Origin of the sequence: Porphyromonas gulae DSM 15663 (genome assembly GCF_000378065.1) — a bacterium.
GTDB classification, from domain to species: domain Bacteria; phylum Bacteroidota; class Bacteroidia; order Bacteroidales; family Porphyromonadaceae; genus Porphyromonas; species Porphyromonas gulae.
Genome location: NZ_KB899175.1, coordinates 19,773 through 34,002, shown reverse-complemented (window position 1 = coordinate 34,002; position 14,230 = coordinate 19,773). Strand labels below are relative to the sequence as shown.

The window sequence follows — 14,230 nt, the reverse complement described above, 5'->3', positions numbered from 1 at the left end:
CTTGAGGACACGATTCTCTTTACGTAGTTGCTCCAACTCTTCTTTTTCATTGAGTGTCAGCTCACTCTGGGGGGATTGGGACGCTTTCATTGGAACTGGATGAACTTTATCTTCGAGTCCAAATTTACGAAGCCATTGAGGAATAAGACCACGACTGATGCCATATTTCCGTCCAATGGCACCTTGGCTCTGTGCCCCGGAGAGGTAATCCTCTAGGATGGCAAGGCGTTCAAAGTTGCTTAAATGTTTGCCCATAATGGATACTGGTTGCATCCCGCCAACTGTCAACTTTTTTCAGTACACGTCATTGGTTTGGAGGCACTGAAAAATAAGTCTTCGCAAAGTCTGCTTGAAGTGACGTTCTTATCTCTATTTTTTTGGCCTTATTCCTCGGCTGAAAACACACAGAGGGCGCATCGGTAAGACGCGCCCTCTGCTTTTTAGTCACCCTTATTTTCAGGGTGTCCTTTATGTTTGCTTATTGAGCCTTTGCAGCAGGAGCCATCATGACAACAACCCGATTGTTCTGCTTCAAGATGTCTGCCGCAAACTTTTGCAATTCAGCAGGAGTAAGACTGTTCAGTACAGATTCGTAGTCTGTGATGAAGTCATTTCCTTCGAAGAAAGACGATTTCATGGCTTCGAGCCAGAAACGGTTCTCGCGCAGACTCTCTTTGTGCTGCTTGTTCAGGTTTTCGATAGTCTTCTTGAAGTACTCCACATTGGGGCCCTCTTTGGCAAGCTTCTCCAACTCAGCAAATACGATAGCATTCATTTCCTCGGCACGAGTAGGATCCGTGGGGAAATAGATCTGCATCAGAGCCTTGGGTTGAGGATATTGCTCGACACTACCGAATGCCGCCACACTGTATGCACCGCCTTCCTTCTCGCGAACGGTAGCCGTGTACACCTGATCCATTACAGCTGAGAAAACCTCCATCAGGAGACTGTTCTTGAGCGTGTATTCCACATTGCCGGACACGACATCGAATATAGTAGTCGAAGGAGTATCCATTTCTTTGTTGAACTTGCAGTCGATCTTTCCGGAACGGGCAGCGGGTACCTGAGCCTTGTGCATCTTATCGCCACGCTTGAGATTGGGCAATGAAGCAAGATAAGTTTCGATGAAAGGCTTCATCTTGGCTTCATCCAGATTACCGATAAAGAAGAACGTGAAATCGCCGGCGTCAGCGAATCGCTCATTGTAGAAAGCCATTACCTGATCGTAATTCACTTTCTGCACGTCAGCAGCCTTCAGGGTTTTCATGAGCATATTATCCCCGTACATAGTATGACGGATAGAGTCCATAAGCGCAGCCATCGGATTGGCTTCCTGGTTTTTCAGGTTGTTGTACAGCTTCTCCTGTGTAGCCTTGAATGCTTCGGGATCCTTACGGTTAGCAGTCATTTGGAGATAGATCAACTGGAAGAAAGTTTCCATGTCTTCTACAGTCGTTTTACCTGAAAGGCCTTCGGTAAGCAGAGATAAAGAGGGAGATACGGAAGCAGAGCGACCTGTCAGCACCTTATCCAGCTCGATCGCATTGAAGTTGCCCAAGCCACCCACGTTCATGAACGAACTCATCACAGATTGGTTGGGAGCATTCTTTCCGGAGAGGATACCACCGGGGCTGACAGCACTCATCAGGATCTCGTTCGATTTGAAATCGGTCTTCTTGAGATAAACCTTGATGCCATTGCTGAGCGTAAGCTCTGTAGCACCGAACTTCTGGTCTTTCTTCTCGGAAACGATCTTTCCGGCCTTGGGAGCTTTCTCCATCAATTTCTGGTCGGAAACTTCGTCCTTCTTGGCTTCTACTTTCTGCTGACGAGCAGCTTTGAATGCAGCGAGGAAGTCTGCTTCGCTCGGGATCTTGGCTTCAGCCTTTGATGGCCCCGTGAGCGTAACGACTGCATTCTTCACGGGATCGATCATCTGAGCGATAGCCTGATTGAATGCTTCCACAGGAACCTGAGGAGCAAAAGCGTTCACCGTCTGATATTCCACCTCGATACCGGGGATATAGCCACCATCGGTGAAGTAAGTGGAGTATTCGTTGGCATAAGCATTGTTTTTACGCTTCTCTCTCTCGTTGTATTGGTTTTCGTATTTCTTCAATACGTTCGTGCGTGCACGATCGTATTCGCCCTTGGTGATACCAAACTGACGAAGTCTTTCGATCTCTGCTACCAATGCGTTCATCGCTTTCTCTACTTCACCCTCACGAACCGTGGCAACAAAGTTGAATGCGTCCTTGGTCTGGGCAATGTACATGAAGTTGGAGAAGAAAGCAGCGGCACTGAGGAAAGGAGCGTTAGGCTTGTGAGTGATCTCGGCCAGACGCTCGTTCACGGCTGTAGTAATCACCTGCTTCATGTAGTCCTCGACGAGACCGAATACCGAACCACGTACTTCCTGAGGAGTGGGGTCGGCCTTGAAGCTGATAGAGAGCTGCGTGGTAGTGGCCTCGGCGTCGGTAGCAATGGCTACGATAGGCTCATCGTTGTCCTCTACGGTCGTATAGATACGCTCTGCGGGATTCACGGGAGCAGGAACGTCCTTGAAGAGTTCTTTGATCTTGTTCTCCACATAGTCCACATCGATATCTCCCACGATCACCAGACCTTGCAGGTCGGGACGATACCATTTCTTATAATAGTTGCGCAGCTCATCGTGCTTGAAGTTGAGCACAACGTCCATCAGACCGATGGGCATGCGTTCTGCATATTTATTGCCTGGCAGAGCTTTGGCAAGGATAGCTTCGAACATACGGAGCTGAGCATTGCGGCGAGCACGCCATTCTTCGTGGATCACACCGCGCTCTTCATCGATCTCATGCCCGTCGAGGGTAATATTGTTACTCCAATCATGTAGGATAAGCAAGCAGGAGTCGATGATTCCCTGACGTGTAGTCGGCACATCCATGATCGTGTATTCCGTCTTGTCAAATCCGGTAGAAGCATTCAGGTTCTGGCCAAAACGTACACCGATCGTTTCGAGATAGTTGATCAAGTTCTTGCCGGGGAAATTCTTCGTACCGTTGAAAGCCATGTGCTCCAAGAAGTGAGCCAAACCGGACTGGCTGTCTTCTTCAAGAATAGAACCCACTTTCTGTGCGATAAAGAAATCGGCACGGTCTTTCGGGTTCTCGTTGTGACGGATGAAATAAGTCAATCCGTTGTCCAACTTACCGACACGAACAGCCGGATCAGTAGGGAGTGGCTGAGCCTGTTGGGCTGAAAGCTTCATCGGGATGAATGCCACAAGCAGAAGGCCAAGTGATAAAAATCTTTTCAATTCCATAAGTATTCTTAGGTTACTTGTTTGGTTGTTAAGTAATTCCGGCCAAAAGTACGGTTTTTTCGTTGAATCAGCCTCCTGTCAGTTTGGCAAGATAGACAGGAGACAGGAGCTGAGACAAGCCGAATTAGCCGGACGGATCTGCCAAACAGATCAGTCCACACGGCGGTAGGTCTCTTCGAAAGGAATCCGAAAACGTTCGCCCCAAATGCCTTCGGGCGTTCTGATACCGCATGAAACTATCATATTGATTTGAGCAGCACGCGGCAGTCCTAGTATTCTCTTCACACGGAGGCTGTCGAAGCCCTCCATCGGGCAGGTGTCATAGCCGGTCTCTGCCATGGCCAGCATAAAGGTCTGTGCAGCCAATGCGCAGCTCTTGTGCATCACCGTACGCATGTCTCCCTCGGATACTTGTCGCGGTACCGGTTTGGACAATCCGATCACCTGTACCAAAATCTTGCGCAGGCTTCCCAGCAAACCGAAGCAACGACCATATAAAAATGGTATCAGTTTCCGATAATAGGACTCCAGCCGTTTGATTCGCTTAGACTGCTTTTCCTCCGGACTGTTATGCTCCACATTACCACGCTCAAAGGAGAGTACCGCCTCGGCATGCCTCTTTACCAAGTCAGGGCGAACCACAAAAACCACCATCTGCGGTGCTGTAGTGGCCGCTTTCTGTCCGAGACATGCTTGACCGAGTAGTTTCAGCTTTTGGGGGTTGACTACATGGTAGGCCTCCCATAGCTGCATATTGGAGCTGGTAGGAGCCAGAGTGGCTAGTCGGATACACTCTTTGACCCGATCCGCATCTATCGTCTTTTGGCTGTCATAGTGACGCACGGAGCGTCTGTGCTGCAATATTTCTTGAAGATTCATCGTCTGTTTTTTATCAAGTGTCACTTTTTTACATAGTTGACGTATAAGCCCTGTAGAGAAGACATCTGATGTGTGTCTTTTTGCTTATCCAAGTATATGCTTATCGCCTGTAATTCAATAACTATGCACTTAGCCTCTTGGTTCGAGAAACAAAATGAAACATATGCTTTCCGGTAGAAATAATCTCAACCGAAATCAAGATTCAAGTCCGTACCCCAAAAGTTGAATCTTCGCCCCTGCCGTCTCTTATTAGTATAGGCCGGAGTGTAAACTGATAATGGGCCTTAGAAGAGACACTGTAGTTTTAATCACGAACTAGACCTCTTCGAGTGTCAACTTTTTTCAGTACACGTCAGCCCTAAAAAAGTGGCGCGTCAACTTTTTCGTTTTGGCTCGAGAAATAAAAAATTCCTGCGCCTTAACGAAAAAAATCTCAAGCCACATTTTCCGAGTCATGAATTGATGAACGTTCCAGACGTAAATGATCTGAAGGGCCGGGAGTCTTATCGAGCTGATGAATCGTTTAGGCCTAAGATGCCCCGCATGGATCATGAATTGTAATGCGTAACCTTTGATTGATACCCAGATAATGAAGAGGCTGTCTGATGAAATGTGTGCTCTTCTCATGGCCTTTTCAAGAGCTACAAGAAATAAAAAATATAGGCTGACTCCAGAAGTCGGAATCAGCCCATATTTTTCATTCCTACACAAATGCTTTTATCGAACAGCAACGGAAGACAACAATCGAGCGTTATTTTCGACCAAATACTTGATTTTTCCCTCCATATCCCGAGGCAAAGAAGCTTTGGAGAGTAATCGGACTATAGGTTGCGGGTGGTGTATGTCCGTCCCTATGAGATCGTAATAGCCGGCCTCAAGCAGTGCATAGGCTTTCTCTGACACAAATGAACTGTATGCCCCGAACAGGGAAAAAAGGTTCAGTTGGAACAACACTCCTTGCTTTTTGATCATCACGTAATCCTTCTCCTCCATGTACACATAACGTTCGGGATGGGCCAACACGGGAGAAAGGCCTTTGAGTCGCAAATCTGCAAGTAACCCCATCAATCCCATGGGGGGGGCCATATAGGAGGTTTCGACCAAAATGTGCCGATCCCCCAACGTCAGGAGTGGTTCTGCCAACCGATCAGGAAAAGCAGCATCCAACATATACTCTGCAGCAAGTCGCAGGTGTGAAGCCTTATCAGTAGATGTTGCGGCAAGAAGGTCTTCGAAGCGTGCACGAAGGAAGAGAGCATTATTCGACGGATACTCTTCCATAATATGGGGAGTGAGTATATGCCGCTTGACGCCTATCTCTTCCAGTAAATCGATTATAGAGAGGGTCTCTTCGATAGATTTTGATCCGTCGTCCACTGCAGGCAGCAGATGACAGTGCATATCTATCATCTCGTCGAACCATCCCTGTTCAAAGGGATTGACTTGCTTCGTTTTCCTCCTAAAAATAGAAAACACCCCTTCTTTTAGTTCTTCTTCATCGGGCTCTTAAACTTCATCTTACTTTTTGAAGCAGAGTGGCGATGATGTTTCCTTTCCTGTTTGTCATAGGCTTCATAGCCATAGCCATAGTTATAGCCGTAAGTATATCGGTCGCTTGAGCTTGAGTAGGTGACGCCGTTCAAAACGAGACACAAATTCGCAAACTTGTTTTCAACATACAAACGTTCTATTTCAGGTAAATAGCGCCTGTCTAAAAGTCCTTGACGTATGACATAGATGGTCAGATCGGCAACTCTATTGGTAATCATGGCATCTGCTACGGCCATAGCAGGAACTGAATCCAAGAAAACATAATCGTAACGACGATTAAGCTCATCTATCAGATACTCCAAACGATCCGATAGCAAGAGTTCAGAAGGATTCGGTGGGACAGGACCGGCCAGAATTACATCTAAATTCTCGCTATGAGGCGAATGTGTAATTAGCCTGTCGATCGAAACGCTCTCGTTGTATAAGAAATCCGTGACACCGGTATTGTTCTGAGTCAATCGGTTGGAGAGGGATCCTTTTCTGATATCCAAATCCACTACTATGACTTTTTTGCCCGTAAGTGCTAGCGAAATAGCCAGATTCATAGTCACAAAAGATTTCCCCGAGCCAGGATTGGCAGAGGTGAACATCACAGTCTTGAGTTTGCTTGATTTTACACGCATAAACTCCATATTGGAACGCAGTATTCTGAAAGCTTCACTCGAGGAGTCTCTACTACCGGAACTAACCACCACATCCAAGTCTTCTTCGTTTCGGTGCCCTAGATAGGCAGGTATTTCGCCCAAGAATGGGATAGACAATCCTTCGAGGTCTTTACGCCCACGCACACCCTTATTCAGTTGCATTTTGGCGTAGATATAGACAGCTGGGAAAATCAATCCAAGCAGGAAGGCTGCAAAAAAGACAATCGGCTTACGAGGAGAGATGGGCTCCAAAGAACCATCAGCAGAATCAACGGTCTTAGCATTGCTCTCGGTGATAGCCAACCGGAGTGCATTCTCTTCTCGTTTGTTAAGAAGGTACAGATATAATTCTTCCTTGATTTTCTGCTGACGCAGGATCGTGGACATGATCTTTTCCTGAGTAGGTACAGCGCTGATCTGCTCTTTGGTTCGAGACATTTCTTTGTTGACCTCTCGGAGTTGTAAGTTCAAGGTCTTAATATAATTGTCGACAGCTGCATTGATCGATTTTCGCATCGCTACGAGCTGCATACCTACCTCTTGTACCGCAGGACTATTTTCACTTGAACTTTGTTTCAATCTTTCATATTTGAGCTTAAGTTCGTTGTACAGCGTTATACTATTGTCAATTCCTCTTTCCGTCAAGCCCAAATTGGCCGGCATGAGTTCATTATCGGTGCTGGTTTGTCTCAAGAATGACTGGATGTACTTGGCCAAAGAAAGGTTTCGCTCTACGATAAGCTGATCTTTCTGTAAGTCGGCACTGCTCTTGAGATATGCACCTACATCGGTGGAGATGTCCGTGATGTTATTCCTTTTCTTAAACGTTTCGATCTCTGTATCTACCGAACCAAGTTCTCCACCGATCATTGCCAAACGCTCATCGATAAAAGACGCGGTACTGATAGCGACACTCTTCTTATCGTTCATGACATCATCATTATATGAAGCGATAAGAGCATCGATAAAATTCTTTGCACGGTCCAAGTCTTCGTTTTTCAACGACAAATTGACTATCGTAGCCTTCTTGTCGGCCAAAGACACCTGAAGGTCCTGATTGTAACGCTCTGCGACCTTACGAGTATTTTCTTTCTTTACATATAGAACCTCTCCCTTCCATGAATCTGCAAAGAAGAGTGTGGTATCCAATTTTAGTTCTCCAACAGGAGTCGCAATCGGCTTCCCAAAAGAACCGTCTATTTTAATATCGCCTATTCCATTGCGCTCTTTCTGCTCAAAATGGGTCAGCTCAAAAGAACGCGCATCTTTGATCCGAATCCTAAAGGAGTAGCTTTCGGTAGAATCCCTGTCAGTAATCTGTATACTTACGGGACTGTTGCCATACAATGATTCATTGCGCCAAAAGCCCTGTTTGGATATGGATACATCTAAGTCAAGTTTATCGACTACAATAGCGGTCAAACGCTTGGATTTGAGAAGTAGAATTTCGTTCTCTACTTCAGAATTGCCCATCATCAAGCCAAGTTCCTGAAACTGCTGTAGGCCGCTTGTTGCCCCACTTTTTTCAGCACTTTTAATTAGTACTGTAGCCTGTGCATTGTATATTGGGGGCTGGCGTTGGATGTATATATAGGCAATGAGTAAACAGACCAATACACTCGCTACAATCCATCTCCAAGATGCAAGGAGACCAAGAAAAAACTCTTCTAAAGAAAAGATTGTGGAGTCTTCCGTATCGGAAATATAGGATCTGCCTTGCTGGGTAAATGTGTTTTGAGGGTCTTCGTTCAAGTTCATTCTAATTCTCGGTTTAAATTATTTAGACTTATCTATTATGGTAATCGTAAGCGTGGAAATGGATACGAGCGTGGATGTTACCCCGAGCCATACATTCACATTATTGTTCTGATTGATTTCGCTCATCTGTGTTTTCTTGCTGTTCGGCTCTACGTAAATGACATCGTTTTGATGGAGATAATACACCGGGCTTGTCAGCAAGTCCGCCTTCCTGAGATCCGCCAGGAAAACCTCGCGATGACCATTGGTTTCTCTGATCACAAAAACCCTATCGCGACGGCCATAGATTGTCAGGTCTCCGGCTAGTCCAATAGCTTCCAAAAGAGTTATTCGTTCTCCCTTTACAGACATCGACCCCGGATGATTTACCTCTCCTAAGACGGATACCTTGAAGTTTTGGAGCTGTACGGTCACTGTCGGGTCTTTAATGAATCCACTGGAAATAATTCTCTTCTGGATCTCTTTCTCCAGTTCGGTACGAGTAAGACCCTCTACATAGATTTGTCCTAAAATCGGATAATTGATATATCCTTTCGAATCGACTAAGAATCCCTCATTTGTATTGGCTCCGTAGCCGTTTCTGGCCAATGCTCGTGTAGTCAGCACTTGATTGTAAGGCGTTGAAAGTTCTGGATCCATACTGCTGACAAGGATGTTCAGCACGTCATCTTTCTCAATTTTTACGTCATATGGTTTGGCGATAATCTCCCGATTAAAAGTTTGAATATCTTGCAGATAAACGACCTTTTCTCTTTGGGAGCGACAAGAGGTAAAAAGCAAAACAAAATAAGAAACGAACAAAAAAATACCAAGAGTGCGCATAATTGGTAGGTGGTTTAAAAAGGGTTGTTGATGTACATTATAGTACAGCGATGCAAAGATAATCACAATCCAAATATTTGGTCGACTCATAAAAACTCCTTTTATCTCGATATATATTCATGATAGTTTTTTTGAATGATTATTCGAGGAAGAGAATCTTGCACGGATTGGGGGTGGTCACTACGTTGTGTTTGATAACCGGAAAATGCCGAGTGGATTTTGTTAACTTTGTTCATTCTCAATCATTAACAACTCTGCTTATGAAAAAGATATTATCGCCGGTAATCCTCTTTTGTGTTTTATCCTCTTTCGGTATGGCGCAAGTGGGAATGCCACGAATCAGTGATATGAGAGGAGTGCGTATGGATACTGTGTCTAAGAAAATAGAGGATTATGCTCAACGGCGGTTCTTTTATAAGATGGTTTTTGTTGAAGATACCCTGAACCGAGAAAAGAAAACCGAGGCGCAGTGTGTGTTGGAGATCGGGCGGCGCGGTAGTAGCTTCATGGATTTGTATCAGTTGGCCTGGGATTCTTTGTGCGATGCCGTTACCCGACGAAAAGGTTCGATGATGGAGCTATTCACAGAGGGTGCCGGCTTGATGAAAAAGGTAAAGTGGAGAATAGTCCTGCTGAAAGGGTATCCTGAAGGAGCGGACCGCCATCAACAAGAGGTGCCATTGACAGGTCGGTATGAGTATCAATGTCCGTCGCCATCTTTCGATTGGCAGATCGGTGAAGAGACCGAAGAGATCATGGGATATACCTGTCGAAAGGCCACCTGCCACCACAGCGGACGGGATTATACGGCTTGGTATGCCGAGGATATTGCCCTCTCGGATGGGCCGTACATTTTTCGAGGATTGCCGGGCCTGATTGTAGCCATCGCTTCGGAGGATGGGGAATATGCATTCGAGTTGAATGGTATGCAGGAGATTACTTTCTCCTCACCTATATATCTGTACAATAAAAAAGTGCAAAGGCGTTCGCGCGAAGAAGTGCGCAAGATCGTTCGAAACATTTCGGAGAATTATACCGAGACCATTATCAATCAGGGAAGAATCAGGTTTAAGAATCCGGAAGATGCTCAACGCATCAGAAATTTGCCGTACAATCCCTTGGAGAAAGAATGAAGTGTTTAATAAAACAACAAAAATATATACCTTTGTGTCGATATTTAAAAAAACAATCACAATGAAAAAAGTATTTTTGACAATGTTAATCGCCCTATCAATGGGATTGACTGCTGTTGATGCTGCTGAAGAAAAACAGAGTGAAGTCGCTAATTTAGAAGGCGTTGGAAAGTTAGACTCCTCTGAGAGAGGTATTCTTCCTCCTCCCCCTCCTGGGTATGTATGGATAATAACGACTTGTCGTGTTTATTTGGTTCCAACTATTTATTCTCCTGAAACTTTGGGAAATATGGCTCTTTACTATCAAAGCCTATGTGACTTGGCAGAACTTGATCCCAAATAATTCATCTAATCATCAACTTTCATAGTACCTATTTCTGGAAAACTAGAAATAGGTGCTTTTTTTGCTTTTATGAAAAAAATTTCATTTATCATATTCTTATTGCTTCTGTCGAGTTTTGCTTTCGCGCAGATGCCACAAGTCTCAGGAGCAGAGGCTATGCCGGTAGATACTGTGCCCAAAAAGATTGTAGATATTGCTAAGAGACGATTTTTCTATAAAGTAACTTTTTTGGCGGACACTTTAAAACGGGATAAAAAGACTGAAGCACAGTGTGTGTTGGAAGTCGGAGAAAAAGGAAGCTGTTTCAAAGACTTCTATGGATTTGCTTCGGACTCCATAAATGATGCCATCGCTCGTAGGAATGGCTCCTCGATGGAGGTTTTCTCCAAATGCTACGGGTATATGCAGAAGGTGGAGTGGAGAAGACCTGTTCTCAAGGGATATCCCGTCGGAGAGGATTATCATCAAGAGGAAGTCCCTTTGGTCGGAACGTTCGAATACAGTTGTCCATCGCCATTATTCCGATGGAATATAGGGGATGAGACCAAAGAGATCATGGGATATGCCTGTCGAAAGGCCACCTGCCACCACAGCGGACGGGATTATACGGCTTGGTATGCCGAGGATATTGCCCTTTCGGACGGGCCGTACATTTTTCGAGGATTGCCGGGCTTGATTCTTGACATTCGTTCGGATGACGGGGAATACATCTTTGAAATAAACGGGCAGCAAGAGATAACTTTTCCGTCCTTTCTTTTCCTAAAGAAGCAAGTCCATACGACGGTGATGTCAAGACAAAATGCTCGAAAGACTATTCGTGCTGCACACGAAAACTATGCGGAAGCACTGACAAACTCTTCGTTCAATGTCTCTTCGCCCATGCCGGCAGACTTCTCATTTGTGAGACCGTTGCCGTACAATCCCTTGGAGAAGGAGTAGAGAATGATGAATAGGGCCGTCTCTTCGATTTTGGTGGGTTTGTGGCTGTGCTTGGCGGGTTTGTTGCCTGTCGCTGCTCAGGGGGCGGCCGGGCAAATGCTTGCCGGTCGTGTGATAGATGCCGAGAGTCGCGAGCCTCTTGCCGGAGCTGTGTGCCAGCTCTTGGATGCCTCCGGCAAGCCGCTTGCCTTCGTCCTTTCGAAAGCCGACGGCTCGTTCTCTCTGGAGAAAAAAGCCGGTGGAAAACTCCTGAGCGTAAGGCATATGGGGTACAGGAAGATGAGCAAAGCCATCGATGCGGCTGTCTCTTCCCTGCTTTTTGCTTTGGTGCCGGCCGACGTCAAGCTGAAGGAGGTGGTGGTGCGTGCCGAGCCGGTACGCAAGCTGGGAGATACGATTGCCTATTCGGCAGCGGCTTTCGTGGGGCCGGACGATCGCTATCTGGCCGATCTGCTGCGCAAGTTGCCGGGTATAGAGGTCTCGGCCAACGGTCTCATCAAATATCAGGGCGAGCCTATCACGCACATGTATATCGAAGGCGTGGACATGCTGCAAGGTCGCTACAATCTGGCATCCCAAAACATGCCTCAAGAGGCGGTGAAAACCGTGGAGGTATTGGAGGGGCATCAGCATATCAAGACGCTACGGGAGACGTTGCCGGAGAAAAGGGCTGCACTCAACATCAAACTCAAAGAACGCTTCAAGATGCGTCCCTTCGGAGAGGTAACGGCCGGAGGGGGCTTCTCCGAGCTGTGGACAGGTCGCCTCTTCGGGATGCAGATAAGCCGGAAGGTGCAAGCCCTGCTCACGGTCAAGGGCAACAATACGGGCCACTCCGTGAACGAAGAGGCCATCCGGCTCTTGGATATAGACGGCATCATGTACAACGCATCCGATCGCGAAGAGGTGCTGACCCATGCCGGCTTTCGCTCTCTGCCCATGAGCCAAAGTCGCTATCTGATGAATCGGTCGGGGACGGGGAGCTTCAGTACGGCGATCCCTTTGGGGGCGGATATGACCCTTACGGCCAATGCCTCGCTGCTGACCGACAGACGGGAGCAGACGATCCTGCAGGAGCAGACCTATAATCTGAGTACGCCGCAGGAGGTATCCGTTCGGGAGGATCGCTATACGAAGAACAAGGCTCGCAGTGCGCAAGCCGACTTCTCGTTCGAGAACAATGCTTCCCGATTCTATCTGAAAGACGATCTGAAGCTCACCCTCGGTTCTGATCGGGAGGAGGTGCGGCTGGCTACGAATACGGCCGACTACTTGCAGACGGGCAAGTCGCTCCCCCGCATCATGCAAAACAATCTGACGGCGGTGCTGAAAGACGACCGGCGCAGCTATCGTCTCTTTTCCTTCGGCAAGTATATGGCTCGGGATGAAAATATGCTGCTGAGCGAGCCGGCAACGGGGACTTTGCAAATGGATCCCGACGTGCGGATGCGCGATTGGGTCACGCGCAACGGCCTCGAATCCGATTTCCATTTCGGCCGCGTGGCACTGCATTCGACCACGACGATGGGCTACCGAGGGGGACAGGTCGATTACCGCTCCTCGCTCTCACAGCCCGAAGTGGAGGGCTTCGGCGGCACTTACGGCTACCGTGCCGGCCATTGGGAGCTGAGCGAGACACCTTCGTTTTCCTATCGTTTCGGCCGCACCTATCACCGTCTGGACCTGCCTGTCGCGTGGCATCTCTTCACCTTGAACGATGAGTCCGAGGAGGGACGGCGACAGGCGAGTCGCGCCACCTTTTCGCCGGCTCTCTCCCTGCATTGGGAGTTGGGGGCGGCATGGAAACTGAACGCTTCCGTCCGCCACGGTCATTCGTATGGCGGTCTGGAGGGATTTCGCTCCGGCTATACGCGCAGGGACTACCGCACCTATCTGCTTCCTTCGGGCTTCATGAGCGAGAGGCGATATTCGGGGGCAAACTTTTCGGTCGATTATGGCGATGTGCTACACCTCTTCTACTTGCATCTGAAAGCGGGGTATTCGCGCAGCCGCTCCAACGAATTGCCGCATTTCGACTACTCAGAGGAACGTAATATCATCCGTTACGAACGCTATTGGCATGATCTTGATGCTTTTTTCGCCGATATGCGTCTGAGCAAATTTTTCTTCCCCGTCAAGGCCAATGCGGTGCTGAATGTGAAGTATAGCCGTTCGGAATCGCTGCTGAAACAGTCCGGACACCTCATCGGCGGACGTGGCAACAGCCTCTCCGCCGAGCTTACGCTGAGCAAGCGGTGGGGTGGGAGACTTTCCGCTTCCTACAACCTCGCGGCGAATTATTCATGGATGGAGACGGGAGCCAACGCCCATCGTTGGTTGCCCCACTACCGGCATGCGGCCAATCTGACCTTCCTGCCGATCCCCCGTCTGACGATGCGCATGGCCGGCGAGTATAATGCCACGACATTGGAGCCGGGGCATGTGCATGAGGATGTATTCTTCGACTGCGAAGCTCGCTATAGTATCAATAAGATTTGGGAAGTAACCGTTTCGATGCGCAATCTATTCGATCGTCGTACGTATCTTATCCGTCAGCTGACGGAGTATAACGCTTTTTCCACCGGTATCCCCATTCGCGGTCGTGAACTGATCGCTACAGTCTTCTTTCGCTACTGATATTCTTGATTCGGTATAGGAACCGGGGATCATATTGAAGATTTTCCTGAGTTTCGATACTGTTTTTCTTTTCGGCGAGTGATTTCATCGAAAAAATTCTTTGTCACAGCCATGTAAAGTAAAATTTACAAGGAAAAATTTATAGAATCAGATCTGCAAATAGGAATTTAATAGAATAAATTCTTCATTGCAACCTGAAAATACCGATTTCTTGGAAAAA

12 protein-coding genes are annotated in these 14,230 nt (G+C 47.3%); 5 read left to right on the top strand and 7 right to left on the bottom strand.

What is annotated here, in order from left to right:
- The 4 genes from F452_RS0108795 to F452_RS13435 all read right to left on the bottom strand — a co-directional run.
- The coding region (locus F452_RS0108795; RefSeq protein ID WP_018966053.1) for a helix-turn-helix domain-containing protein at positions 1 to 273 on the bottom strand (273 nt) is incomplete at its 3' end.
- Positions 274 to 478: 205 nt separating this feature from the next.
- Positions 479 to 3,304, bottom strand: coding sequence for a M16 family metallopeptidase (locus F452_RS0108790; RefSeq protein ID WP_026292336.1), 2,826 nt, complete (start codon positions 3,302 to 3,304; stop codon positions 479 to 481).
- Between the two features lie 150 nt (positions 3,305 to 3,454).
- The gene (locus tag F452_RS0108785) at positions 3,455 to 4,183 is read right to left on the bottom strand and encodes a nitroreductase family protein (protein ID WP_018965838.1); all 729 of its coding nucleotides are present in this window, start codon (positions 4,181 to 4,183) and stop codon (positions 3,455 to 3,457) included.
- 342 nt (positions 4,184 to 4,525) lie between these two features.
- Entirely contained in the window at positions 4,526 to 4,585 is a 60-nt protein-coding gene (locus F452_RS13435; RefSeq protein WP_235317537.1) for a DUF1661 domain-containing protein, read from the bottom strand.
- On the opposite strand from F452_RS13435, the gene F452_RS12150 reads away from it, so the two are divergent.
- A complete protein-coding gene (locus F452_RS12150; RefSeq protein WP_152566925.1) occupies positions 4,572 to 4,646 on the top strand; it encodes a DUF1661 domain-containing protein in 75 nt (24 codons plus the stop codon). The genes F452_RS13435 and F452_RS12150 overlap by 14 nt on opposite strands.
- A gap of 254 nt (positions 4,647 to 4,900) precedes the next feature.
- Here F452_RS12150 and php1 read toward each other — a convergent pair whose 3' ends face one another.
- The 3 genes from php1 to F452_RS0108765 are packed head-to-tail and all read right to left on the bottom strand — an operon-like array spanning position 4,901 to position 8,958.
- Positions 4,901 to 5,659: a polysaccharide biosynthesis protein-tyrosine phosphatase Php1 gene (php1, locus tag F452_RS0108775; RefSeq protein WP_026292335.1), complete on the bottom strand. Its 759-nt coding sequence runs from the start codon at positions 5,657 to 5,659 to the stop codon at positions 4,901 to 4,903.
- 8 nt (positions 5,660 to 5,667) lie between these two features.
- Positions 5,668 to 8,136, bottom strand: coding sequence for a polysaccharide biosynthesis tyrosine autokinase Ptk1 (gene ptk1 / locus F452_RS0108770; protein ID WP_018965835.1), 2,469 nt, complete (start codon positions 8,134 to 8,136; stop codon positions 5,668 to 5,670).
- 18 nt (positions 8,137 to 8,154) lie between these two features.
- Complete coding sequence (locus F452_RS0108765) at positions 8,155 to 8,958, bottom strand: polysaccharide biosynthesis/export family protein (protein ID WP_018965834.1); 804 nt, start codon at positions 8,956 to 8,958, stop codon at positions 8,155 to 8,157.
- Positions 8,959 to 9,218: 260 nt separating this feature from the next.
- Between F452_RS0108765 and F452_RS0108760 the strand changes: the two genes are divergently transcribed.
- The 4 genes from F452_RS0108760 to F452_RS0108745 all read left to right on the top strand — a co-directional run bounded on the left by F452_RS0108760 (position 9,219) and on the right by F452_RS0108745 (position 14,010).
- Entirely contained in the window at positions 9,219 to 10,091 is an 873-nt protein-coding gene (locus F452_RS0108760; RefSeq protein WP_026292334.1) for a GLPGLI family protein, read from the top strand.
- Between the two features lie 61 nt (positions 10,092 to 10,152).
- The gene (locus F452_RS0108755) at positions 10,153 to 10,434 is read left to right on the top strand and encodes a hypothetical protein (protein ID WP_018965832.1); all 282 of its coding nucleotides are present in this window, start codon (positions 10,153 to 10,155) and stop codon (positions 10,432 to 10,434) included.
- Between the two features lie 69 nt (positions 10,435 to 10,503).
- The gene (locus F452_RS0108750; RefSeq protein WP_018965831.1) at positions 10,504 to 11,373 is read left to right on the top strand and encodes a GLPGLI family protein; all 870 of its coding nucleotides are present in this window, start codon (positions 10,504 to 10,506) and stop codon (positions 11,371 to 11,373) included.
- 3 nt (positions 11,374 to 11,376) lie between these two features.
- On the top strand, positions 11,377 to 14,010 hold the full coding sequence (locus tag F452_RS0108745) for a TonB-dependent receptor (protein ID WP_026292332.1): 2,634 nt from the start codon (positions 11,377 to 11,379) through the stop codon (positions 14,008 to 14,010).
- Positions 14,011 to 14,230 lie beyond the last annotated feature (220 nt).